This window comes from Pedobacter aquatilis (assembly GCF_032678405.1).
GTDB lineage: Bacteria > Bacteroidota > Bacteroidia > Sphingobacteriales > Sphingobacteriaceae > Pedobacter > Pedobacter aquatilis_A.
The window spans coordinates 243,143-267,867 of the sequence record NZ_JAVTSJ010000008.1 but is presented as its reverse complement, the minus strand read 5'-3'; the positions used below and the strand labels follow the sequence as shown (position 1 = coordinate 267,867).

The window sequence follows — 24,725 nt, the reverse complement described above, 5'->3', positions numbered from 1 at the left end:
CCTTATGCATGCCATGGAAAGGCAATGGGCTTAGCTTGTGTAATACCGGAAGACTAGACTAACAATAATGTTCAAAGTATCAAAGTTCAAGCCTTAATTTTGTTGAGGAACCACCAACTAACAGGCCGTGCGACAGCACCCTTTCCATGAAAAAATGATTCGTTAGATTTCTTTAACTAATTATATACATCATTTATAATTTCCAGCATCCGCTCAGCACTTTTTTTAAGGGTTAAATTCTCCATAATATATGCCCTGGGATTATACTCACCATTATTCAATGACTGCAGAAAATATTCAATCTTAATATTAAAATCGTCAAAATCTAAAAATGTTAATCCACATCTGTGATCAAAGAACGGAACTGTTGAGGTTTCGATCACCGCATCATTCCATATGAACCTATTTGGATCTCTGCAAAAACCTGGGTTCCAGGCTAGAATTGGAATATCCATTGACATGGCTTCACAACATGCAAAACCTTGAGTTTCGTGTTCACAAATAAAGATGACGGCTTTACTTTGTTTCAATAACCTGATATAATCAGTTTCTAAATACGCCCCATATTTTATCTCACAATAAGAAAGATTAGCCTGATCTAATTTAGCTATAATGGGTTTTTTTAAGGTAATTTCCTGGTTTTCATTGTCCCACCTTATCTTGTTGTAAACTAAAAAATCATATTTCTTTTCGATATTGTTTGCTGGTATCCATTTCTCGGTATCGACCCCTGCGGGCCATTCAGCACATTTATCATGGCCATAATATTTTATATATAAATTATTGGCCCACATACAATGTTGGAGGTATACTGCTACGGGGTAATCGTTAAATAGTTCAGGCCATTCTGAAGGATGAGTTATTAAACCAATGCCGGCAATAATCTTATTTGGTTTATTATAGCTTTTTAGTAAATCCTTACCCTGGTATAATTCATCCCCAAGCACGATTACGGCGTCTTCTGGCTTAATTTTATTGAAAGAAAGATTTTTAGTGTACTTTATTCCCAAAGCATCAAAGCCTTTACAAAGATTTAAGTAAACTTTTTCTATACCGGTAACTGTTTTTATATTAAACAAGGACTTAATAAATCGCAAAACGTGCTTATCCCCAGGAAAAAACTTGTACCCTACTGGTGCCTTTCGAAAATAAATGTTAATTATTCCAAGATGCATGGCTTTAGCTCCTACATAAAACCAAATATTCAAAATATCGAAATTAAAAAAATGCCTTATAAATACATTTGGATACATAATCAATTGATTTCATTAAGTTTTTTCTGCAAAACATCTGCTATTTCAAAATAATACCCTGAATCGAACATATCATCGTGCCCACTGGATATATTATGAGGGTTTACACCATCCAGTGCATACTTTTTCCATCCTAAATACTTTGGATCATCCAGATAATAAAATTTCTTTGCTACGAACAAGTCTATCTTAACATGATAGGGTTCAACCTTGTAATGATAAAAAGCTTTCGTAATGCGATGGATTGTTTCCACCATATAATCTGGTAAACCGGCCGTACTAAAGCCATTTAATTTTGCAATCTGATTTTTGTAAACTGCTATAAAGTATTCAATATTTTTAGTTGGTTGCTTAATAAAGGATGATATCCTAAACCGTAATTTAAGAAACTGCCTGATAAATTTGAAACCAATTTTTTTTAACAAAGGGTATTGATGAGTGGGAATCTGAATTGCAGTATCGAACATAACTAGCAGCTTAACATCTTTCCCTGCCCTTTTTAACTGCTTCACCATCTCATAGGCAATTACTCCTCCAATGGAGTAGCCTGCGATTGCGTATGGACCATTTGGATTCTGTGTTATAATTTCACTATTGTAGAAACCTGCAATATCTTCTATGGTAGCCAGTGGCTTACCTACATCTTTGGAAAAAACAGCTTGTAGACCATACACTGGTTGGTTTTCGTCCATTACCAGCGCCATTTGTCGAAAATTCAACACATTCAATCCAATTCCATGAATTATATAAAGCGGTACATTACTTCCATTTGGTTTTATCGGAATAAGCGACTTATATTGCTCTATTGCTGTGCCTTCAATCAACAATGCCAGTTGCTTAATTGTTGGGTACTTAAATAAGATGGAAGGCGAAAATCTTTTATTTGTTATTTTTTCAAGTTCAATTTTAGTTTTAACAGCAATCAAGGATGTACCACCAAGATCAAAGAAATTATCATTTACACCAATTTTTTCAATTCCAATATTCTTACCCCATACATCGGCTACTATCTTTTCCATTTCTGTTTCCGGAGCAATATACTCTAAAGCATTACTTTTTATTTCAGGCTTTGGAAGTGCATTGCGATTGACTTTTCCGCTTGGCATAAGCGGCATAGCATCTAAAATAATATAATCTACGGGAACCATGTACTCGGGAAGAACTTTTTTAAGTGCTTCCTTTAATTCAACAATCAGGTATTTAGCATTATTTTTAAGATCATTACGCTCCAATGTTAAATAAGCTATTAATCTCAAATTTGACTTATCATCTGAATGTGTAAGTACCAGTGCATCTTTTATATTACTATTTGCTCTTAAATGAAATTCTATTTCTTCAGTTTCAATTCTATAACCACGAATTTTTATCTGACTATCAATCCGGCCGATAAATTGGATATCACCATTTCTATGCATCTTTACCATGTCGCCGGTTTTGTACATCTTTGCTCCGGGAATAGCTGAGAATTTATCCTTTACGAACTTTTCAGCGGTTAACTCTGGTCTGTTAATATATCCATCAGACACTCCAGCGCCACCAATGTAAAGCTCTCCTTCCACCCCATTCTTTACTTTATCAAGATGTTCATCCAATATATAAATGTGTGTATTACTAATAGGCTTGCCAATGGTGATTAATTCATCCTTGTTACTTAATTTTTTTACAATTGAACAAATTGTCGTTTCAGTAGGACCATACATGTTCCAAACTTCATTACAGCGCTTTAAAAGTTTGTTCGCCAAATCCTTGGTTAATGCTTCTCCACCGCAAAATGCCTTTATAGGCAATTTATTGTTCCAGCCCACTTCCAGCATCATTTGCCAAACATATGGCGTTGCCTGCATTATTGTTATCGACTCATTCGTTAACACTTCTAAAAGCGCCTGACCATCTTTTGAAACGTCCTGATCGATTATAGTTAATTGCGCTCCTGATATTAGTGGCAAATACAATTCTTCCTGAGATATATCGAAAGACATGGTTGTCATACCCAACATATTATCAGAAGGGCCTACTCCAGGGCTTTTCTGCCTATAGGTTAAAAGGTTTAATAAACTTTGCTGTTTAATACCTACACCTTTCGGAACCCCTGTTGAACCCGAGGTGTAAATAATGTACATTAAGCTTTTTTCCGTAGCCACATTTTCTACGTATTCATCAGAGAGTGCAGATAAATCAGCATATATGTCATCAAATATGAGCTTTTTATGACCAGCATAAAGCACAGCATATTTTTGTGAAGTAATCAAAATTTTTGAACCTGTGTCCTTAATTAGGAAATTTACACGTTCTACGGGTAGTTTTGGGTCTATTGGTAAATATGTAGCTCCGGCTTTTAAGAGTGACAATAGACAAACGGACATCTCTATTGACCGATCCATTGCTACGGCAACTACATCATTTTGTTGTATATTATTGATGAATAGAAAGTTTGCTATTCTATTTGAATCCAGATCTAAATCCCTGTAATTAAGCAATTTACCATTATGTTTAATTGCCGTTTTTTCAGGTGTTTTAAGGTATTGTTGATGAATAAGTTTAGGAATTGAAGCATTTTCAAAATGATGTCCTGAGGTAATATCCTCCTTTAGTAATGATGTCATGAAGCGTTCTTTCTCTTATCCGGGACTGATAATCTTTGTAAAATAAGTTACACAATATACGTATAAAAACGCTAAGTGAATTAATTATCAGAAATTAACTAATTGGCCTGGCGCAAAACTTATGAAATTAAAATGTCAAAACTTTATAAGTTAAAAACTTATATTTGAAAAAAAGTAATTATTTGATTTGATATAGCATTCAAATATATTTTATAACCCCTATAACATTCCTCAAAATTGAATATCGATAACGCTCAATCCGACATTATACTCTTTAATCTGAAAGAGATAAGCTCAGGTACTCTCCCACAGGTATATAAATCATATAAAGATGAGCTGGAAAAATTTTCGTCATGGGTAACTGATTTTTTGGCAAAATCGAATATAGAATTAGGAAGAACTGGTGCCGTTTGTCCTTACGTTCAATACTCTCGAGAAAAAAGCTTTTTTAAGGTTGGTATATTTGATCAAATAAATCCAAAAAAAGATTTTATTGTTAACTTGATAAGAAATCTGAAAGAGGTATTTTTAAGTATGGTTGTTGCTAATGAAAAGGACGAGAAATTTAAAGCGATTACTATCCTATTCCCAAACCTTGAAGAAGATGAAGTTTTCGACATTATCGATGGTGTTCAGTTATTACTTAAGCCAGAATTTGTAAAGGAAGGGTTGATGATAGGCCAATTTCATGAGAAATGTGAACAGGGGGGATTAAGAAATTCTCATTTCAGACCTTTACAATCTCCTGTTCCGCTAATTGCCATTCGGAACATGGTAGAAACCGACTGGCCATTTCTAGAAGGTGACCCAGTATTGGAAGCCGCATACAATAATAATTTTGGAAAGATTAACTTTGGTGCTCAAAAAAACTACTAAGTATGCACTCCAAAATCTCATCGATATTAAGTGAAAGACAAATTAACCATAAGGAAATTGCGCACAGTTCTTTTTCAGCGCCTATAAATTCGCCTCTGGATTTTGCAAATGCATTAGCATCTCAAATTGAACGAATTAGTAAGTCAGTATTTCTGCGTTCAAAGAAAAAGGATAAATATGTGATGGCGGTATGTTCCTGCAATAAAAAGTTCGATCTGAAAAAGATAGCTGAACTTGCCGGCATAAACAAGCTTGAGGTTGCTGACAAACAAGACTTAGATGATCTTGTCGGTTATCCCATAACAGGTGTTTCGGCCATTGGGCTAAATCCTGAAATAGCTGTATTAATTGATAAATCCTTGCTCGATTTTGAAACAATTTTAACTGGTTCGGGCGAAATAGCTAAGGAAATAGAAATTAATCCCCAAGATTTAGTAATGATATCAAATGCAACGTTAGGAGACATTTGCGCTTAGAAATCGATCGCAGCACTAAATGTTCATTCTTCGATAGGCGACTAACCAACCAGTAGACAAGTGTAAGTATCATTTACATATTATCATATGTTTCGATAGGCTCAGTAAGACCAATATGTTAAGGGATAAACGCAGCAGGAAGACAGCACCATTGCAAAGCTAATGCAGCAACATGCCGATACGACCATGATTGTTCAGTACTCCAGTACCCCATCCTCAGGCCACCATCATCCCTCCTCTGGTTGGTGGGTCACCAACCAGAGGAGGGGGCTATTCTTCACCGCTTGTTGAGCTTGTTTTGTTTTTTACGCTCTTCTATCTTCTTCAAAGCAATTTCATTTATTTCATTGTTTCGCTGCATTTCCAATTGTGCATCAAAAATATTGTCTTTGCCGAAAGTAAATAAGTTGTCGTGATGGAATTCTAAAGCCCAATTTAGTGATCTATCACGAACAATCTGGTCGAAAGCAGCAAACAAATTGTGCGCATATTTGATTACCATTTTCCATGTTAAAATAAACCCCATATGTGGTTGCATGGCAATAAATACCCATTGGTTAAAGGGAATCCCCAGATTGTACAAGTACTTTTTAATTGTTGCCTGGTCGGCCGTGCTACTGTCAAAACTTGTTATTGTCTTAAAATATTTTTCAGTGCAAGCAATTCCTAGTTGAATATCAAAGTCCCAGAGAAACTTAGCGCCTTGTTCGTTCAGCAAAATAATCTGGTCTTTATGTTCTTCAGAAGTCGGGCTACCATTTTCGTCAGTAAAGATCCAGCTGGCCGTATATTCCTCAAATGGTACAGAAAATTGTTCTAAATTATCAAGGGTTATTTTCATTTTTGTTGGTTTGGAATTTAAATGGATGGCAGGTTTTATGCAGAAGGTTTGGATATTGGCGTTTGGTCGGATTCGGAGCAGTATTTCTCAAGCTACTTATGGTTATTTGGAGTCCAAAAACTTCTACCACCAAGTCCGCAACAAATTATTTTTCTATTTTTCAGAACTTCGTGTAGTCATTTTAAGCTTATGAATAACGTTTTGGGGCTTGGCGAAGTTGGAGCATTTGAAAAACGTCAGTTTGGATTTTGCACAAATGTTCAATAGAATTACTAATGTTGAATTTAGCACATCTGTCCCAATTTTGCCAAACCCTTGTTAGGCGATTGTGCTTTGTTTTTCGTATGTCAAATGATTTGATAAAATACCACTTGGCGTCCTTGCTTTCTTGTCTAAAATTTCAGTATTAGCAAATACTATAAAATTGTCCTTTGCTCTAGATACTGCTACATTTAACATATTTGGTTTATTATCTCTATCAAAAAACATCGTTCCAGAATCTCCTTTTCCATATACCATTGAAAATAATATTATTGGTCTTTCTGCACCTTGTAAGGCGTGAACAGTTCCCAATTTTAATATATCAACATTAAACCCTGCATTTTTCAAAGCGTATCTTAAACTGTTTTTTTGTCCTACAAAAGGAGTTATTATACCAACTGCATTTTCAATTTTTCCATATTTTCCCTCAATAGCAAGTCTGTTTTTTATTAACCAATTTACAATTGCATTAACCTCATTTTGATTATGTCTGCTTGTGTTTGAAGTTGTAGAATTTCCTTCAATATGAATGCAATACATTGGAGGAAATAATAAATCATTTTTAGCTTTTCCTTTAAGTGGAATTAATTGTCCATTATAAGCCAAAACATTGCAGTAATTTATAATTTCATCATAACATCGTCTATGTTCTACTAAAATCACACCTTTTTCTGTAATTCCTTTTTCTTTGAAATTGCAAGCATTTTGAGCCATTTTGATTATGCTTCCTGTAGAAGAAAGAAATCCTTTTGGGTCAAATTCTTTTTCATAAATTAAATCTTCATAATTTTTTATGAGGTCACATTTTTTTAAATTACCAATGTCAATTTTGTTTGTAATATTCCAAACTGGTTCAATTTGTTTAACATCGCCCACAATAACAGCCTGCTTTGCAAGTGAAAAAGTTGCAACGCCCACTTCTGGAGAAACTTGTCCTGCTTCATCCACAATTAACAAATCTATGAAATCAAAAAGTGGAGGAGTGTCAAAAATATTTTTTCCATCTTCACCTTTTTTGAAAAATTTGAATGAACTAAAAAATTTGGGTGCCATATAGAAAGTGCTAACAAAGCAAGGCGTCAGCCTTGCTTGTCTTTGCCACCTGTTCTTTATTGCATCTAACCCTTTTTTACTAAAATTTACGTCTGCTAAATCACTTTCAAGTTTTATTAGATATTCGCCTTCCCAATAATGTAATGCCAATTGAAAGGCTTTGTGTCTATACGAAACATCTAACTCGTCATAAAAACAATTTGGTTCTGAATTGTTTTTGATTTTCAATAATTCAAAATCCCAATATTCCTCTTCCGTTTTGGGTGGATTACCTATTATTGAATTTTTGATTTTCCAATTTTTCCAGTTTATAATTTTTTCAGTTATTGTTTTTGCAAGTTTGATCTTAGAATCTATTTTTTCAAGAATGTTACTTTTTGTAAATAGAAACTCATTTGCCACCTCAATTAATGAATCTCTTAAAATTATTCTAATTTCAGAGGCTCTATTATTCAAAGCAGATTTTAACCCAAAAAAACAAAATAGTTTTCTAAAGAATGGTTCATCATTAAAATATAATATGATTTTTTCTTCAATATTTTTTAGACTCTCATTGTCAGATCCAAAAGAAACTTCATTTAAAATATTATTTGAATAATATTTTTTGGGATTTGAATTTGGAATTAAATACGTTGTCAAAAATATTTTTTCAACTTTAATATAATCGTTCCACTTTACAGAAGCATCTTTAATAATTGATTGAATTTCAATGATTTCTTTTTGTAGTTTTTTAGTAGCGTCTTTTATGTTAAAAATCTGTTTACCAATATATTGTACACTTTTATCTGTGAAAAACGTTTTTGCTTTTTGTAAATAATCATAATTTTCTACTCTATTAAATAAACCTTCGCCATTTTGCTTTTTGTAGTTGATTCCATTTAATTCAGCTTCTGTTTTACCATTTGCAGGTAAGTAAGTTGCATAACCTTCAATTTCAGGCAACCATCTCCCTTGCAGTTTTCCTGTTTTTGTATTTGATTTGGAGAAGCTATCAATGATATTAGTAACTGCTTGATTATTTGTAGAACAAGCAAGTATTATCGGAGCATTATTTCCAATTACAGCACTTTCAACAAATTTGTTTGCAACAATACTTTGCAGTAAAGTTGTTTTTCCTGTTCCTGGAGGTCCATTTACTGCAAAAGCCTTTTTATCAGATTGTAAATAAGTGTATAAGCTCTTTCTTTGTGAAATTGAGATAGGAAAATCGAATCCCATTTGTCCTAAATGCAAAGAATTATTATTAATTAATTCAGGAACACTTAATGGCGTTCTTGAGGCGTCATTTTTTAAATTTATGAATGATTTTAATAATTCAGGGGTGTTCTTTTCTTTAAGTATTTTTTCATAAAGTTGAATTATTCCAATTGCAGCATTTATATCTTCGTCTGGCAATAATATTATTGCATTATTTAAGGTTTCATAACCCTGTATTGAATAGCTTTCAATTTCTTGATTAATTGCTTTCTTAAATACATCTTTTAAGTATTGAATATAATCTAAATAATTAGTGTATTCTTCTTTGCCAATTGCTGTTGCATTATCTATATTTTCTACTGAACTAAATATAAATTCAGTTCTTTCATCAGCAAGAGGTTCTAAATATTTTCTTTGAAAAACAGGAAAAGTTTCTTCGGGTATTTGTAGGTTACCATTTCTGTCAATTTGAGCAAAAAACCAAAATGGGAATTTTGGTTTTTTGTCTTTAAGCATAACTAAATTTTCTGTAGTTGGCTTTATTTTTATTGGAGAAATAACAATTTGAAGTTCGTTTAATAAAATCCAATTTTCACTTTCTTTGTTTGGTATTCCTTTCTTTTTGTTTATTCGGCTTTCTTCAAAGTCTATAAGTTTATTTACTTTTTCCAATTCAGTAATTGATTGACTTTCCATTTTGAAGTTTTCAATTTCAAAATGTTGTAGTTTTTCAATATCAATGTCTGCTTTTAGCGAGTCTGATAGGCTTTTCTTCCAATATGTCAACCATTTTTTATCTTCCATTCTTTATTGTCTGTTATTTTCGGAGGGTTCTCTTAGCATATCGCCTAACGTTTTCTGGCTTTGCGTTCGGGCGGGTTTCGGAGCACAAAGTTTCAATTTATTACTAAAGTTTAATAGAAGCACAAAGCTCCAAATTTGTACGTCACCCCGCCTGACGCAAAACCCGTGTTATAGGGCGTTTTTCTTTGTCCATCTATTGTTTTCATTTCCAAAATTCCCACCATTTTTTCTCGGTTTGCTTGTCCCAAATTGTGTTCTTACTTGCCGAAAATCCTGTTTCTTTGTCTTCTGAAACTGTCACCCAAAGTTTTGATTTTTTTTCGTCTTCGGTTCGTAAGTCTTTATATTCATAATGACCAATTTCGTCTTGCTCACCAGTCAAAATAATTTTCTTTGTTTCAAGCCAATAAATAACTTGTTTAATACATTCTTCAAGTTCGGGTGAAAAACTGTCCAAAAGTTCTTTTTGTTGTTCGCTTGTTAATTCGTCCCAAGTGTCAGCAGTAGTGTTATTTACTCTTGGCACTTCAACCGCAAGTCCAATTCCAAGTCCGAGGTCTTGAAAAAAGTTATAGCCTTTACAATACAAGTCGTAAAACTCCATTAAAACATACGGAAGTCGCTCGGTCTTTTGCTTCGCTTCATTTAGAAGTCCAAGCATTTTGTATGTTTCAAATTCTCCGAGGTCAATATGCTTTTTTAGCAAGTTCCAAAGTTCATATTTTGCCCCGCTTTTCTTAAAATTTAAAGAAATTAAGTCAAGATAGTTGTTAGAGTTCAAATACTTTTCAAGTTCTTTGTCGGCATACAACCACTGTTCAAAGTCGTCAAGTGAAATGTCGCCTTTGATTGTCTTATAAAATATTTCTTTTATGTTTTGTGGTAGTGTCGTCATTTAAAATGCCCTATAACTCCTAAACACACGCAACTCCCTTTCCAAAAAAACTTTAATTCAATGCAAACAAGCAATAATCAAATGATTTTTAGGTTGCGTGTTTCGAATAATTATTACCTGAGTTAAACATTTATAACCGTTTATAATCGGATAAATAAGGAAGAAGTTTGAAGAACGAGAGCGGATATTAGTTTCACTAAAATAGGAAATTATTGGATATAACACCAATACTTAGTCTTTAGGTTCCCAGAGTTCGATTTTATTGCCTTCGGCATCTAGGATATGCACAAACTTGCCGTAATCATAAGTTTCAATTGCATCGAGAATGGTAACTCCTTCTTTCCGGAGTTCGGCAACCAGTGCTTCGAGGTTTTCTACCCTGTAATTAATCATGAATTCCCTGGCCGATGGTTCGAAGTATTTTGTGGATTCTGCAAAAGGTGTCCACTGGGTTTGTGCCTTTACGCTACTGTCGGCTGCCTCGTACCATTCAAAGGTTGCGCCATAGGGATTGGTATCTAAACCAAGGTGCTGCTGGTACCATTCCGTCATTTTTTTGGGATCTTTACATTTAAAGAAAATACCACCAATGCCTGTAACTTTTTTCATGTTTATGTTTGTTTAAAGTATTGAATTGTGATTAACTTCCAGAAAGCACACCGCTATATGTTTAAAAAAAATAGAAGCGCTTTCTTTTCGTTTCATCAGCCGTAATCACTGCATTAACCGGAATTTTGATCAAAATGCTGGTGCCTTTATAGTTTTCGATGATGAAACTGCCTTTTAGTTTTTCGATACGGAGTTTAACATTGGATAAGCCCATAGAATTGATTTTCGTCTTGTTGGGGTCGAAGCCAATCCCATTATCCTTTACATTGTATAAAATTAACCCGTTATTAATCGTGATGCTCAGATGCACGGTTGTGGCTTGCGAATGTTTTAAAGCATTATGTACGATTTCCTTTATTAAAAGGTAATTGTTCCGCCTTACCTGGCTGCTCACCGATCCTTCGGGAATATCATAAGGTAAACTTGCAGTAAAGTTGATATTAGAATGTTCGAACAGTTTTCGCGACTGGCCCTCGATAAAATCGAAAAGGCTTTCCAGGTTATCGCTATCGGCATTGGTACTCCAGATAATCTCATTGATCTTATCAGCAATATCGTTCACCATTACATTGATCTGCCTGATCTCGTCAACATCCTTACGGTTACGGGCAGCCATCTCTGAGAATAATTTAATGGCAGATAATCCGGCACCGATTTCATCATGCATTTCACTGCTGATCCGTTGCCGCTCTGCCGCTATATATTTCTTCTGCTGCATGTATCTGGCTTTGGAATATACCTTTATCCGGGAGTTTTTATACAGGAGGTAAAGCAGCAAAATGCCAAGTACCAAAAATATGACAATTTCAATGGCCCAGCCCTGAAACCATGAAGCTGTTGTTTTTAGCACTGAAGGCTCTTCGGGAGGCAATGAAGCTGCTACTGAATCCTTTAAAAGAACTTCATTTTTTTTTGAAGCCAAAGAATTATCACTTACATTAGCTGTTGGCTTGTTTTTCCTGATTGCCGGATCAGATACTTTCCGGTGTGCCTTGTGAACCTTTTTATCGCCCGCATAGCTTGCCGAAGCATTAACAGAACCACAGGTACAAAAGATGGAAAAAATTAAAATGACTATTTTGATTACAGGCTTTTGAAACATGTGATGTAGAGATGATTGTACGAATATAATATATTTTTTATCTTTTGCTTATCCCTAAATAACTGTAAAAATGATTTCTATATCTATTGTCGAAGATCATGACAACTACCGGAATTCGCTGGTTAAAGCAGTGGAAGAGAATGGCTTATTCAAAATAAACGATGTTTATTCTTCTGCTGAGGAGGCCTTAATCCAGTTACCTTTAAATCCCCCTGATATTGCGGTTGTCGACATTAAGTTAAAATCCATTTCGGGCATTGAATTGATACAAAGGGTAAAACCGAGCCTGGAGTTTACGCAGTTCTTAATGTGCAGCGGTTACCAGAACAATGAATATGTATTTAATGCCTTAAAGGCCGGTGCATCGGGCTACATTGTAAAAGGTTCTTCGGCCATAGAAATACAGAATGCCATTATTGATTTATATAACGGCGGTTCGCCAATGAGCCCTTACATCGCCAGAAAAGTGATTAATTTACTGCATCACAAAAGTGCGGATAATAACGAGTTTGGTCTGAGCAGCCGTGAGCTGGAAGTATTATCATTGCTGAGTGAAGGCCTTTTATACAAAGAGATTTCGGACCGCCTGCAGATCAGCCAGAATACCGTTAAAAACCATTGTAAGAACATATACAAACGCCTGCATGTACAAAACAAGGTAGAGGCCCTGAACAAGTTCAATCAATACAACCTGGGTTCGAACCTGGCAAATTCCTGAGACTTTAAGCCTGATGAGATTATCGCTACACCCTGTCGAGGAGGGTAACGGTTTCATCAAGTGCCTCAATCTTATTTTCACGCTCTTCTGAACCGGGAAAGTCGTACACCTTCTTCAGTAATTTTGCCGGATTGCCCGCCATCACCGAATGATCGGAAACGCTTTTGGTTACCACAGCTCCAGCTCCGATTACCACATTATTACCGATTTCTACCTGCCCTATTATAATAGCATTTACACCGATATCAACATTATCACCGATCCTGGGTGAATTGCTGTAAGAATTATCAACGAGCTTTTTTCTTCCGATGGTTGTTAACTGCCTCAGGGTACAGTTTGCACCGATAACGGTTCCACTGTCGATTGATGTTCCCCTGCATCCTTCGAGTCGCAGTCCGGGGGCAATGGATGCACCGGTGCTGATCTGTATGCCGCTAAGCCATTCGATAAACACTTTATATAAAATAAGGTACCAGAAAAAAAGTATGGTTAAAAGGGGTCTACTCCTGCTCCATACGGCCATCCGGAATAAAACCATAACACACCTGCCAGGCATGTTAGCGCTGTTTACCTTCCAATCCTGAAAAACAGGATAGTAAACCTGATTATTCGACAGATTGCTCATCATGTGCGGGGCTAAAAAAATTGGTTAGTTGCATGAATATAAGTTTGGGACGATCATTCATTAAAATACCAGGCACTTAACCTAATATATTTAATAAAAGTAACTTATTTCCATGATGGTTTATATAGCCCTTAAAGGCCATGATTCAGGCATCTTCACCATTCCATACATCATCATCTGCATGGCTGATTTCGTCATGACTGCCTTTAAAATCGATGAATTCTTCGTGGTGGTAGTTTCTTTCAGGGTTTTCGGGTAAATCGCTGTCGTGATCTACCGTTTTCCTTAAATGTTCCGGTTTTTTTACCTCGGGGAGATCATCATGAATAACGGACGGTTTAAGGATTCTCTTGCCGGGATTATTTTGTGCTTCCATAATTATTTCATTAGGGTTTATGGTTAACAAATTTAAGTTAATCCTGTTTTAGGGGGAGGAAAGATAATTGGGTTTTCCCGCGGATTAGGCAGAGGAGGAAAGATGTATGCATGATGCAAAAGGGGTTTTCCCGCGGATTACGCGGATGAGCGCAGAAGAGAAAAGCGTGCATGATGCAAAAGGATTGCTCCCGCAGATTACGCGGATATACGCAGATTGGGAAAAATTATACGTGGTGTAAAAAAGGTTTTCCTGCGGAGGAATGCAGAGGAGGAAAATGCAGAGATTAGGGTTATAAATTAAAACTGGTTGGTGAGGGTACCAACCAGTTGGAAAGATTTTTAATAATTTCCTGTTACGCCAACTTCGAGGCCACGGAGTTCGGCAAGGCCTCTTAAACGGCCTATTGCTGAATAGCCCGGGTTGGTTTGTTTTGCCAGGTCGTCGAGCATCTGGTGGCCGTGGTCAGGACGGAAAGGGATCGATTTATCCCTCAATGCATTTTCTTCTGAAATTGCCTTCATGATTTCGTACATGTTTACGTCGCCACCCAAATGGTCGGCTTCATAGAAACTGCCGTCTTCATCTTTGGTTACATTACGCAGGTGCGCAAAATAAACGCGTTCTTTTACGGCATGAAATATTTCCAGGCCATTGTTGTCTACTCCGGCTCCCAGGGAACCTGTGCAGAAACAAACACCATTAAAGGGTTTATCTACATTTTTAAGGATGTAGTTAAAATCGTCGATGGTACTGGCGATTCTCGGTAAACCTAAAATCGGGTATGGCGGATCGTCGGGGTGAATGGTCATTTTTATGCCTTCACTTTCGCAAACGTCGGCAATTGATGAAAGGAAATAAACCAGGTTTTCGCGTAGGCCATTAAAGCCAATTGCGGCATATTCGTTGATGCTGTTGCGCAGGGTTTCCAGTTCGATTTCTTTTTCGTTCGGGATACCCATTAAAACGTTAATCCGTAAATCATCAAGCTGCTGCTGGTTTAGGGTTGCAAATTTAGCTTCTGCACGCTCCAGTACCGAATGCGGATAATCTGCCGCTGCACCTTCTCTTTTCAGGATGTGAAGATCGAATACTGCGAGGTCGATCCAGTTGAAATATAAAGCTTTGGAGCCGTCGGTCATTTCCAGGTCCAGCTGGGTACGAGTCCAGTCGAGCACAGGCATAAAGTTGTAGCACACGATCCTGATCCCACACTGTGCCAGGTTCTTTAAAGATGTTTTATAGTTTTCGATATATTGACCGGCATCAGCCCTTCTGGTTTTGATGGCTTCGTGTACGGGTACACTTTCCACTACCGACCAGGTAAGGCCTGTGGCTTCAATGATTGCTTTTCTTTCCAGGATATCTTCAACCGGCCAGATTTCGCCATGCGGAATATGGTGTAAGGCTGTTACGATGCCTGTTGCACCCGCCTGCTTTACATCCTGCAGGCTTACCGGATCGTTGGGTCCGTACCAACGCCATGTTTGTTCTAATTTTTTATATTTAGTTTCCATAAATTATACGCCTGAAAAGGCACAAAAGCCTCCATCGACTGTTAAGTTTTCTCCGTTTACAAATTTCGAGGCATCGCTCAGCAAATAAATCAATGCACCGATAAGTTCCTCGGGATTACCAAAGCGCTTATAAGGTGTTTTTGAAATAATGGCGTTACCCCTCGCCGTTAAGCTACCATCGGTATTGGTTAATAATGCCCTGTTCTGGTTGGTAATGAAAAAACCGGGTACTATGGCATTCATCCTTATTTTATCGCCATAACGATTGGCCAGTTCTACAGCCATCCATTTGGTATAGCTATCGATCGCAGATTTAGCAAGCGAATAGCCCAAAACCCTTGTAATGGCCTGCGAAGCAGAAACGGAAGAAATATTCACAATGCTCCCGCCCTGCCGGGCTATTTCCTTTCCAAAAACCTGGGTTGGCAGTATGGTACCGAAAAGGTTTAAATCGAAAGCCTGTTTCAATGCCTGAATATTAAGGTCGAATACACCTTTATCGGGCTGAACTACTGCTTCGGCTACATTTCCGCCTGCTGCATTAACCAGTGCATCTACCCTGCCAAATTCGGCAATTACTCTTTCATTGGCTGCCATGAGTGCGGGTTCATCGAGTACATTGGCAATTATGAAAATAGCCTTCCCGCCATTCCTGTTTACTTCTGCTGCCCTTTGGCTGGCAATTTCTTCGTTCCTGCCCGATATAACCACACTGGCACCTGCGGAAGCGATTCCATTAACGAAGGCTTCGCCAAGCACACCTGTAGCACCCGTTACAACAATTACTTTATCCTGTAACGAGAATAAATCCAATCCTTTATTCATCACTACTTATTCTATAACTAATGTGGTTATTGAATGTGGCATGCTCGTGGTTGTTGCTGCCTGTCCTTTAATCCATAGGCTGTATTTCAGGCTATCATCAGACTGGTTCATTACCACAACAGCTATTTTACCATCGGTATTCATAAATGCCGTTGTTTGCAGTTTATCGCGGCTGGAAGCGGTTCCTATTCTTTTTGCCCCCGGACGAATAAACTTCGAAAAGTGGCCCATATAGTAGAAAGCGTTGGTGTAGATTAACTTATCACTTTTTGTATCGGCATGTACCGGTGCAAAGCAGAAGTTACCTACGTGATTAGGTCCACCGTTTTCATCTAAAAGGATGTTCCAGTCGGTCCAGGCTGCTGTACCGCTGTTAAAGTCGTTGATTAAAGAGTAACCGTAGCGTTCGCCTAATGTCCAGTCGTCTAATTTCGTTACATCATATTTTTCTTTACAACCTTCGGTAAAGATCAATGCTTTATCCGGGTATGCCTCATGTGTTTGTTTTACATTGCCAAACTGCATCTGGCTACCTGTCCAGGTTTCGTACCAGTGGAACCCAATTCCCCAGACATATTTTGCGGCATCCTTATCGTTCAGAATGGTACTTGCCCTTTGGAAAATCTGATCGCGGTTATGGTCCCATGCAATTAACTTTTTGCTTGCCAGACCTGATTTTTGCAGGGTTGGCCCTAAGAAGTTTTTGATGAAATCGCGTTCTTCTTCAGCTGTGTACAGGCACGATTCCCATTTTTGCTTCGCCATGGGTTCATTCTGTACGCTCAGCCCCCAGATAGGCATGCCCATTGATTCGTAGGTTTTGATAAACTTTACATAGTGGTTTGCCCAGCTCTGGCGATATGCAGGAAGCAAATGTCCGCCACCCAGTAAACTGTTATTATCTTTCATCCATGCCGGTGGCGACCAAGGGCTTACAAACAGTGTTAATTTACCGCCTGCAGCTTTAATAGCGTCTTTAATCAAAGGAATTTTATACTGCTCATCATGCGCAACGCTGAATGTTTTCAGCTCCTTGTCGTTATCCTTAACATAGGTATAGCTTCCGCTGGAGAAATCGCAGCTGGCAATATTGGTACGTGCCAGGGTATAACCAATGCCACTGGTGGGGTTATAATATTTTTCCATCAGCTCGTCTTGGTTCTTCCTGGAAAGCCTGGCAAATGTTTCTGCTGATGCATCAGTTAAAGCGCCACCAATACCCACCAGTGTCTGGTATTTTATGGTAGGATCGACAAAAACGCAAGGTTCTGTTTCAAATGGTTGCTTATTTTCCGTAAAATTTAAGGTTTCAGTTCTGCGGATTCTGTAATCAGAATTTTGAGCTGTAACGTATACCGAAACTTTTTTATTTGTGGTGGTATAGTTTTGAGCAGGTTTTGCAACTGGTTTTGTCGCTTTTTTTAATTGTGCTCCTGCTGTAAAAGCTGTTGCTAAAATTAAAAGCAGGCTTAGATTTTGTTTCATTATTTTGGCTCGTTTATGATATAGGGTTTGATTACAATAATATAAAAATAATAGGCGCAATGCTATTTTAAAGTCTTATTAATTTGGTTTAACAAATAGTCTTTTGGATCTGAGGCATACTCCCAGAACATTACGCCGGCCATATTATTTTTCAGTACATACTTACATTTTTCCTTAACCGATTCTTCGTCATCGTAAGTCATGTACTCTTTGGTTGTTGCATTAAAAATATAAGGTGCTTTGGCATCCTTGTCTCGAAAGGCCACAAAGCCGTTTTTATTCACCAGGCTATCTTTAATAAAGGTATAACCTTTTCCATACCTGCCGGTTAATACGGAATCGCCTAAACCATTCATTGCATTGGCTTTTAAGGTAAAAGCCCTGCTGTAAAAGGCAATGCCCATGACGAGTTTATCTGCAGGTACACCAGCTGCCACATATTCCCTGAAGCTTTTATCGCCGCTATGGGTACCGGGAAACTGCTTTGAATCGTAAAGATTGGTGTGGTGACCGGCAACCGCCCCATTTGAAAAATCGTAGGTCATCAGGTTTACATAATCCAGGTATTGTTGTGCCTGCCCCATTTCTGTATGGTTGAGAAAATTGGTAAAGCCACCAACCGCAATGGTAAGCAGCTTTTTTTCTTTTGTTGTTTTCTCCAGTGTATCAAGCGCCAGCCTCACTTCTCTGAGCATCAGGGTAAAGTTCTGTTTATCCTCCGGGCGGTAAATATTGCCTTCTTCTCCCGGAATACCCGGATATTCCCAGTCGATGTCGACACCATCAAGCTTATACTTCTGGATAATCTGAACGGCACTGCCTGCAAAAGCCTTTCTTGAAGTATCAGAAAGTGCGGCGTCGGAGAAATTCTCGCTCCATGACCAGCCACCTATCGATATTAGTATTTTAAGCCCGGGATTTTGCTGCTTTAACTTATTCAGGTTATTCAGGTTTACGGTATCCGTTGCTTCACGCTGTAAAAATGCCCTGTTATTTTTAACGTTTACAAAAGCATAGTTGATGTGGGTAAGCTTTTTAGGGTCTAAACGACTTAAATCAGCCAGCCCCTTGTAGCCGCCGACATATCCGATCACCACCTTTGCGGGCTTTAATTTATCGGCTCGCATGGCTGTAAATGCTGTTACGGCAATTAAAAGCAGCAGTGCGCTTAAAATCTTCAGGCGCTTCATCGTTATTTGTTTTTGCTTCTTAATAATGCTTCAAGATAGTAATAATCGGCATAATTAATCGGTACATCTATTTCAGATTTAGCCGGACGATGCCCTGTGCTGTGTTCCAATATAAAACCATAATTATCGCCTAGTTTGCTGGTATATTTTGTGCTCAATGCGTATAAAATCTTATCGGCTGCTGCCTTGTATTTTTTACCCTCCTTGCTATAGCCGGCAAGCTCATAAAGCGCCGAAGCGGTAATGGCTGCCGCAGAAGCATCCCTGGATACATCAGGAATCTTCGGGTCGTTATAATCCCAGTATGGAATACCATCAGCAGGGGTTATTTTAGAGCTTAAGATAAAATTTGCAACACCATCTGCCTGAGCAAGATAAGATTTATTTTTAGTTTCACGGTAACACATGGTAAAGCCATATAATGCCCAGGCCTGTCCACGTGCCCAGGCCGACTCATTCGCATAGCCCTGTGCCGTAACTTTCTGTAAAATATTACCCCTGGTTGTGGTATCATAATCAATTACATGATAAGAACTAAAGTCGGGACGGAAATGATTTTTAATGGTGTTATCGGCATGTGAAATGGCAATCTTGTAGAAAGAAGAATCGCCTGTAAACTTTGTTGCTTCGAAAAGCAGTTCGAGGTTCATCATATTATCGATAATTACCGGGTATTTCCATTTATCGCCGTTATGGTCCCATGATTTTATTACACCAGCAGTTTTATTGAAGCGTGTAGACAATGATTTCGCCGCCTGGATAATCACCGCCCGATAGGCTGTGTCTTTAGTGATTTTATAGCCGTTTCCGAAAGGGCAATACACCATAAAGCCCAAATCGTGCGTCCCTTTGTTGTATTGTTCTTTTTTAATGTCTTCGGTATATTTCTTAGCAAGATCGAGCCATTTCCTGTCTTTAGTATATTCATAAAAATACCACAGCTCGGCTGGAAAGAAACCGCTTGTCCAGTCTTTTGAAACCACCATTTTAAACTGACCGTTTTCGACTGTTCTTGGTGATACCAGATTGGGTTTTATTTTCCGGGCGGAATCTACGTTCTTTACCAGAACATCAGTTTGTTTTGCTGCAGCTGAAAATGCTTTCGCCACATCAGTCTTTTGCGCCTTAACGGCAGTAAATGACAAAGACAATAAGAGCGCTACGTTAATTTTGGATTTCATATTATAACCAGATTAAGGGATTACGGATTGGAAGATTTCTTATTACCTCTTCTACCTGAGGTTTGTGATCTAATTTTTTCCAGGTGTTGTACCAGCTTTGTTCGTTAAATGCATTGGCACCGAAGAGCAGAAAGGGCTGTGCCACGGGCCAGTTATCCCAATACATTACATCGGGTGCTAATGTCCATTTGCTTTTATCTGCAATGAAAGGGTATAAAAAGGAAATTCCCTTGCGTATGGATTTACCATCACCAGTTTGAAAATCCCAGAGGTTTTCTTTTGGAGAAGATAAAATCTGGCAAAGCATGGTCATGGCATCCAGGTTGAAAATGGAATATCCATAAGGCTTTGTACGGGCCATTTCGAGTGGAAAACTCCCATCTACAGCCATTTGATTGGGCAGTAAATTGGTTTTGTAATTCGTTCTGATCGAATCGAGCATATTTTCATCGCCATAAAGACGGGCAAATGACGCCACCTGCATTGCCCAACAGGTAGCATGGTTGTTTTTAACAGTTTTTTCCTGAATACCGGGCTTCGAGGTATTTAACCAAAGGGTATAATCGGCAAACCATTTCTTCACGGCTTTAAGTGTTGCCTTATCAAAGGCTTTGGCATTTTCCATTACCAGGGTTCCTTGTGCCACTTCCATCAGGTGAATGGTATCGATAATTCCATAATTGCGGCCGGTGAACCTTCCTTTTACGGCTTGTGCATATAGCAGATTCGGGTTCATTAAGGTTTCCTGATTAACGAACCAGGCCTTTAAATGGATCAATGCCTGTTTAACATATTTTTCATCGCCAGTGATTTTATAGGCAGATGCCAAGGCACCAATAATTTTACTAAAACGTACCATTGCCTTGCGGTGTTCGAGAAAGTTATCGGGGTTTGTCATACCATCGCGGTTAATGTATGGCCCTTCGGGGTTCTGTGGATCAGGCCAAAAATAATCGGCTTCAGAGAAAAAATCATGTTTGCCACCGGCACTGCGGGGCGAGCTGGCTGCTGTAACCGTTACGGGTTGCTGTGTCATTGCCCATGAGGCTTCTGCCAGCACCTGTTTTTTGAGTACTTCAGTAGCTTCTTTTTTCAGATCGGCCTTCTTTCCTGCCCTGATGCTTGTAAATGCCATACCTGAAGTATAAATAAATACAAGTAATGCTAATGCTTTAATTTTCTTCATGTTATAATGTTGTAAATACTGTAGGTAAACCTGCTGACTTAACTGAAACAACACTCTTACCCTTGTTTAAATTTAAGCTGATGATTGCCCGGCCATTGTATGCCTGAACCTTGCGTGAGCCGGAAGAAGTCCCCCTGTTGTCTATCAGTTTTCCATCGCCGGTTAAGCCAAAATCAATCCAGTTAACAGCATCGAGGCATTGTACACCATCCTTATCATACAGTTTAACTTCTACTGTTGCCACATCGCCTTGCTGAGCGATTTTCTTCAGTTCCATTTTTACAGGCTTTGTCCATTTTTCGGTCTGGTAATTAAATTTAAGCTCATCCGTAACTGTTTGTTTTCCCTTCCTTGCGATCACTTTAACCGTATTTTCTCCTTTCAGAAAGGGTAAGTTCCAGTGCAAACCTGCAGCAGGGTAATCCTGGCTGTTCCGCTTTTTTGTACCATATGATTTACCATTGAGGAAGATTTCGGCCTCCGTACAGTTTGAATAAACCTTTACCATTTTCTCTTCACCTTCATCGCCCCAGCGCACCGGCCAGGTATGGCCATATATATGAACCATCGGCTTGTCTGTCCAGTAAGATTGAAATACATAGTAAGCCTCTTTCTTTGTCAGATCCCTTTCTACTACACCTTTCTGGTTCATGTACGGTATTGGGTTGTCAGGCCGAACAGGCGTTGAGAAATCTTTAAAAGGCCAGTAGGCAGTGCCACTTAACCAGGGCATGGTTTCCTGTTCCTTTAAATGCCAGTCGATGAGGTTTGCGATGTAAGACTCACTCCAGTCGCCATCCTTAGAGATTCTTGCCGCTCCACCATAAAGCGAAGCATCACCTGCCCTTTCATCTGTTGCGCCACCCGTTTTAATTTTGCTTAATGCCTTGTCGGGATTTTCTGAATGGCGTAAAGCATGGCTGTCGCCACCCCATTCTACATGAAGAAAGCGTTTTACCTTCTTAAATTCATCCGCAGAGGCCTGTTTATAATCAGTATAGGCACCACGGTACCAGCCCGCCCAGATGGACGGAGAGTAAACGTCTACAATATCGCTGCAAAAGTCGCAACGCCTGATGGCGGTATACCTTGAAGCATCGAGGCGGTGTGATTCATCGTTCAGTTCTTTCATGAAAGTCCTGATTTTCTCTTTATCAAATTCAGGGAAGTCTCCCGGCCAGTCGTTTTCATTCCCTAATCCCCATATCATAATGGAAGGATGGTTGTAATGCTGCTCGATCATGTTTTTAAGCATGGTACGTGCCTGGTTTTTATAAAGCTCGCCACCTAAGCCACCCCTGCACCAGGGAATTTCCTCCCAGACCAGGATACCAAGGCTATCGCAAAGATTAAGTACAATACGCGACTGCTGGTAATGACCGAGGCGGATAAAGTTTACGCCCATATCCTTCATCATGACCATTTCCTGGCGGATGAGGTCTTCTGTCATCGCCGCGGCAAGGCCTGCATGATCTTCATGGCGGTGCGTACCGCGAAGCAGTAAACGTTTACCATTCAGTTTAAAATGCCCTTTTTCAACAAAATTTATATGACGAAAACCTATTTTTTCTTCTCCCTTGTCGCTACTTTCAGCGGAAGTGATTTCATATTGCAATGTATATTGAGCAGGTTTATCTGTTGACCAAAGTATTGGTTTTTTAATCTCTATATCCCACAGTTGCAAATCTTCAGATGATTCAAATTTTTTAAACGTTTCACTCACCATTTTTCCCTTGGGATCAAGCAGTTTTAGCCGAAAACTACCTCCACCATAATGATTAGGGTTATATAAGCGGGCTTTCACATTCAGTTTACCGAATTTGCCGAGCGAATCAACCTCTGCTTTAGCAAATATTTTATCTACTGATAATGCCGGTGCATAAACTAAATTCAGGTAACGGTAAATACCGCCGTAAACATTGAAATCAGATAAATCAGAAGGAATCATCTCCAGGTCTCTGCTGTTATCTGTCCGTATTGATACGGGAACTTTTCCTTTAAACTGCTTACTGAAGGCTTCAGTCTTTTTAAAGGCCGCTACGGCGTCGGTGATATCAACCGTCCATTCGTCGTAACCACCGGTATGGCTTCCAACCTTAGTTGTGTAAACATATACTTCGGTTTTTTGTCCGGCACCTTCAAAACGCAGCAATGTCCGGCCTTTCTGATAAGGATTTGAAATGGCCAACTGTGTGCGGTACCATGCTGGTCCCTGGTAATAATTTACATCAGGATCTACAGCATCTTCAGCATTTACACAATGAGGAAGTTTAACCTGCTGCCACAGGGGAACCGCTTCAGGATTGCCCAAGCCTACCGGACGAACTGCTTCCCAGATGCCACCTAAATCCTGTTTTAAAAATTCCCAGTTATTATTTAACCTAATACTTTGCTGTGAAGAGGCTAAAAAACTGATCAACAATAACTTTATGAAAACAATATAACTTTTCTTATTAAACATGTTATTCTACTATTATACTCGCAAACGGAGTTTCTTTTTCTCTAAATAAGCTACGATAACAATCACTAAAGCGGCTATAAAAAACGATCTGATTATTCCACCAAGCCCGCTACTCAACACATGAGGAAACCTGAAATGCAGCAGGCTAAAAACTGAATAGAGGAAATACGGAATGAGGTAGCAGGTAAGCGTACTGGTACCTGCGGGTTTAATAAACCTGAATAAATCTTTTTTCTGCCTGGCATCAATAAGGTAAACAAGCAGGCCGAAAGCTAAAATGGTAATACCCATGCAAATGAATACCCATGCAGGGGTGGCATAAATTTTCGAGATACCGCCGGCAAAGGGACGGATAACCGTTCCAAAACAGATGGCCACTACAGCTGACAGACTTAGCACTATCCAAAAGACAATGGCTTTATTTCGGCTGATCAGATAGCTATACCCTTCCGCAATTAAAACACCACCCAAAAGCAGCGTTATTGATGAAGCATCACCTATTAGGGGGATCTGAACTTTAAGCAAACCCATATGCAGGGTAACGTTTAAGGCGGCAAAAACAACAAAGGCTATTCCAAGCAAGATCAGGCTTCTTTTAGTGACCAAATAAACAAAAGCCGTTACCAGATAAGCCCAGCCAATAATACCCAGAATTCCCCACCAGTGCGGTTTCAATCCTTCGGGATGATCAACCGTGCCGCCCTTGTAAAGAAAGGCCAGGATAAGCAATAAGATTATACCAGCGGAAATCAGTACGTTCTGCCTGATTTTGGCAAGTGTTTCCGGGTAATCAAGCCAGATCAGAAAAAATGCGAGGGTAAGCAAAATGGTATAAACCGCGTAGGGCAATAAAGCCATGGCCTCATTATAGTTTTCGAGGTTAACCTGAAAAAAGCCCACTATAATTAATGCTAAGCTCCTTAAAAGAATATACCAGGAAATGGCGACGAATGATTTCCCTTTATTAATTCTGCTTTTAATGGCGAATGGCAGGGATAAACCTACGATGAACAGGAAAGCCGGAAAGATAATATCGGAGAATCCCATTCCATCAACATTTGCCTCGGTGTGTTTTATCCATTGGGGAATATTTGAAACACCGGCTACATCATTAACAAAGATCATCAGGAACATGGTCAGTGCCCTTAATGTATCAATAGATAAAATACGTGCCGGTAATTGCTTCATTTT

The 24,725-nt window shown here is 38.6% G+C and carries 20 protein-coding genes; 3 read left to right on the top strand and 17 right to left on the bottom strand.

What is annotated here, in order from left to right; translation table 11 throughout:
• Nucleotides 1-176: 176 nt before the first annotated feature.
• Nucleotides 177-1,079: a glycosyltransferase family 1 protein gene (locus R2R71_RS20290; RefSeq protein WP_316833121.1), complete on the bottom strand. Its 903-nt coding sequence runs from the start codon at nucleotides 1,077-1,079 to the stop codon at nucleotides 177-179.
• A 176-nt stretch (nucleotides 1,080-1,255) separates the two neighbouring features.
• Entirely contained in the window at nucleotides 1,256-3,856 is a 2,601-nt protein-coding gene (locus R2R71_RS20285) for an amino acid adenylation domain-containing protein (RefSeq protein WP_316833120.1), read from the bottom strand.
• A 237-nt stretch (nucleotides 3,857-4,093) separates the two neighbouring features.
• On the opposite strand from R2R71_RS20285, the gene R2R71_RS20280 reads away from it, so the two are divergent.
• Together R2R71_RS20280 and R2R71_RS20275 are read left to right on the top strand one after the other, a co-directional pair.
• Complete coding sequence (locus R2R71_RS20280) at nucleotides 4,094-4,732, top strand: DUF6875 domain-containing protein (protein ID WP_316833119.1); 639 nt, start codon at nucleotides 4,094-4,096, stop codon at nucleotides 4,730-4,732.
• 2 nt (nucleotides 4,733-4,734) lie between these two features.
• Nucleotides 4,735-5,208: a YbaK/EbsC family protein gene (locus tag R2R71_RS20275; protein ID WP_316833118.1), complete on the top strand. Its 474-nt coding sequence runs from the start codon at nucleotides 4,735-4,737 to the stop codon at nucleotides 5,206-5,208.
• Between the two features lie 277 nt (nucleotides 5,209-5,485).
• On the opposite strand, the gene R2R71_RS20270 is transcribed toward R2R71_RS20275, so the two are convergent.
• The 5 genes from R2R71_RS20270 to R2R71_RS20250 form a co-directional block, all read right to left on the bottom strand.
• On the bottom strand, nucleotides 5,486-6,049 hold the full coding sequence (locus R2R71_RS20270) for a hypothetical protein (protein ID WP_316833117.1): 564 nt from the start codon (nucleotides 6,047-6,049) through the stop codon (nucleotides 5,486-5,488).
• Between the two features lie 318 nt (nucleotides 6,050-6,367).
• Nucleotides 6,368-9,364 carry an AAA domain-containing protein gene (locus R2R71_RS20265; RefSeq protein ID WP_316833116.1) on the bottom strand — a complete coding sequence of 999 codons (2,997 nt, stop codon included), beginning with the start codon at nucleotides 9,362-9,364 and terminating at the stop codon, nucleotides 6,368-6,370.
• A gap of 202 nt (nucleotides 9,365-9,566) precedes the next feature.
• The gene (locus tag R2R71_RS20260; RefSeq protein ID WP_316833115.1) at nucleotides 9,567-10,259 is read right to left on the bottom strand and encodes a hypothetical protein; all 693 of its coding nucleotides are present in this window, start codon (nucleotides 10,257-10,259) and stop codon (nucleotides 9,567-9,569) included.
• Between the two features lie 231 nt (nucleotides 10,260-10,490).
• Complete coding sequence (locus R2R71_RS20255; protein WP_316833114.1) at nucleotides 10,491-10,868, bottom strand: VOC family protein; 378 nt, start codon at nucleotides 10,866-10,868, stop codon at nucleotides 10,491-10,493.
• Nucleotides 10,869-10,929: 61 nt separating this feature from the next.
• Nucleotides 10,930-11,970: a sensor histidine kinase gene (locus R2R71_RS20250; RefSeq protein WP_316833113.1), complete on the bottom strand. Its 1,041-nt coding sequence runs from the start codon at nucleotides 11,968-11,970 to the stop codon at nucleotides 10,930-10,932.
• Between the two features lie 70 nt (nucleotides 11,971-12,040).
• Between R2R71_RS20250 and R2R71_RS20245 the strand changes: the two genes are divergently transcribed.
• On the top strand, nucleotides 12,041-12,688 hold the full coding sequence (locus R2R71_RS20245) for a response regulator transcription factor (protein WP_316833112.1): 648 nt from the start codon (nucleotides 12,041-12,043) through the stop codon (nucleotides 12,686-12,688).
• 25 nt (nucleotides 12,689-12,713) lie between these two features.
• On the opposite strand, the gene R2R71_RS20240 is transcribed toward R2R71_RS20245, so the two are convergent.
• From R2R71_RS20240 to R2R71_RS20195, 10 genes are all read right to left on the bottom strand, one after another.
• On the bottom strand, nucleotides 12,714-13,316 hold the full coding sequence (locus R2R71_RS20240) for a serine acetyltransferase (protein WP_316833111.1): 603 nt from the start codon (nucleotides 13,314-13,316) through the stop codon (nucleotides 12,714-12,716).
• 142 nt (nucleotides 13,317-13,458) lie between these two features.
• Nucleotides 13,459-13,689, bottom strand: a complete 231-nt coding sequence (locus tag R2R71_RS20235; RefSeq protein ID WP_316833110.1) for a hypothetical protein — start codon at nucleotides 13,687-13,689, stop codon at nucleotides 13,459-13,461.
• 341 nt (nucleotides 13,690-14,030) lie between these two features.
• On the bottom strand, nucleotides 14,031-15,206 hold the full coding sequence (uxuA, locus tag R2R71_RS20230; protein WP_316833109.1) for a mannonate dehydratase: 1,176 nt from the start codon (nucleotides 15,204-15,206) through the stop codon (nucleotides 14,031-14,033).
• Nucleotides 15,207-15,209: 3 nt separating this feature from the next.
• Nucleotides 15,210-16,031 carry an SDR family oxidoreductase gene (locus tag R2R71_RS20225; RefSeq protein ID WP_316833108.1) on the bottom strand — a complete coding sequence of 274 codons (822 nt, stop codon included), beginning with the start codon at nucleotides 16,029-16,031 and terminating at the stop codon, nucleotides 15,210-15,212.
• A gap of 6 nt (nucleotides 16,032-16,037) precedes the next feature.
• On the bottom strand, nucleotides 16,038-17,516 hold the full coding sequence (locus R2R71_RS20220) for a glycoside hydrolase family 30 protein (protein ID WP_316833107.1): 1,479 nt from the start codon (nucleotides 17,514-17,516) through the stop codon (nucleotides 16,038-16,040).
• A gap of 62 nt (nucleotides 17,517-17,578) precedes the next feature.
• Nucleotides 17,579-18,706 carry a glycoside hydrolase family 18 protein gene (locus R2R71_RS20215; protein WP_316833106.1) on the bottom strand — a complete coding sequence of 376 codons (1,128 nt, stop codon included), beginning with the start codon at nucleotides 18,704-18,706 and terminating at the stop codon, nucleotides 17,579-17,581.
• 2 nt (nucleotides 18,707-18,708) lie between these two features.
• The gene (locus R2R71_RS20210; RefSeq protein ID WP_316833105.1) at nucleotides 18,709-19,887 is read right to left on the bottom strand and encodes a glycoside hydrolase family 88 protein; all 1,179 of its coding nucleotides are present in this window, start codon (nucleotides 19,885-19,887) and stop codon (nucleotides 18,709-18,711) included.
• A gap of 1 nt (nucleotide 19,888) precedes the next feature.
• Complete coding sequence (locus tag R2R71_RS20205; protein ID WP_316833104.1) at nucleotides 19,889-21,073, bottom strand: alginate lyase family protein; 1,185 nt, start codon at nucleotides 21,071-21,073, stop codon at nucleotides 19,889-19,891.
• Nucleotide 21,074: 1 nt separating this feature from the next.
• Nucleotides 21,075-23,534: a glycoside hydrolase family 2 TIM barrel-domain containing protein gene (locus tag R2R71_RS20200; RefSeq protein WP_316833103.1), complete on the bottom strand. Its 2,460-nt coding sequence runs from the start codon at nucleotides 23,532-23,534 to the stop codon at nucleotides 21,075-21,077.
• Between the two features lie 12 nt (nucleotides 23,535-23,546).
• Complete coding sequence (locus R2R71_RS20195; protein ID WP_316833102.1) at nucleotides 23,547-24,722, bottom strand: DUF5009 domain-containing protein; 1,176 nt, start codon at nucleotides 24,720-24,722, stop codon at nucleotides 23,547-23,549.
• Between the last annotated feature and the right edge of the window lie 3 nt (nucleotides 24,723-24,725).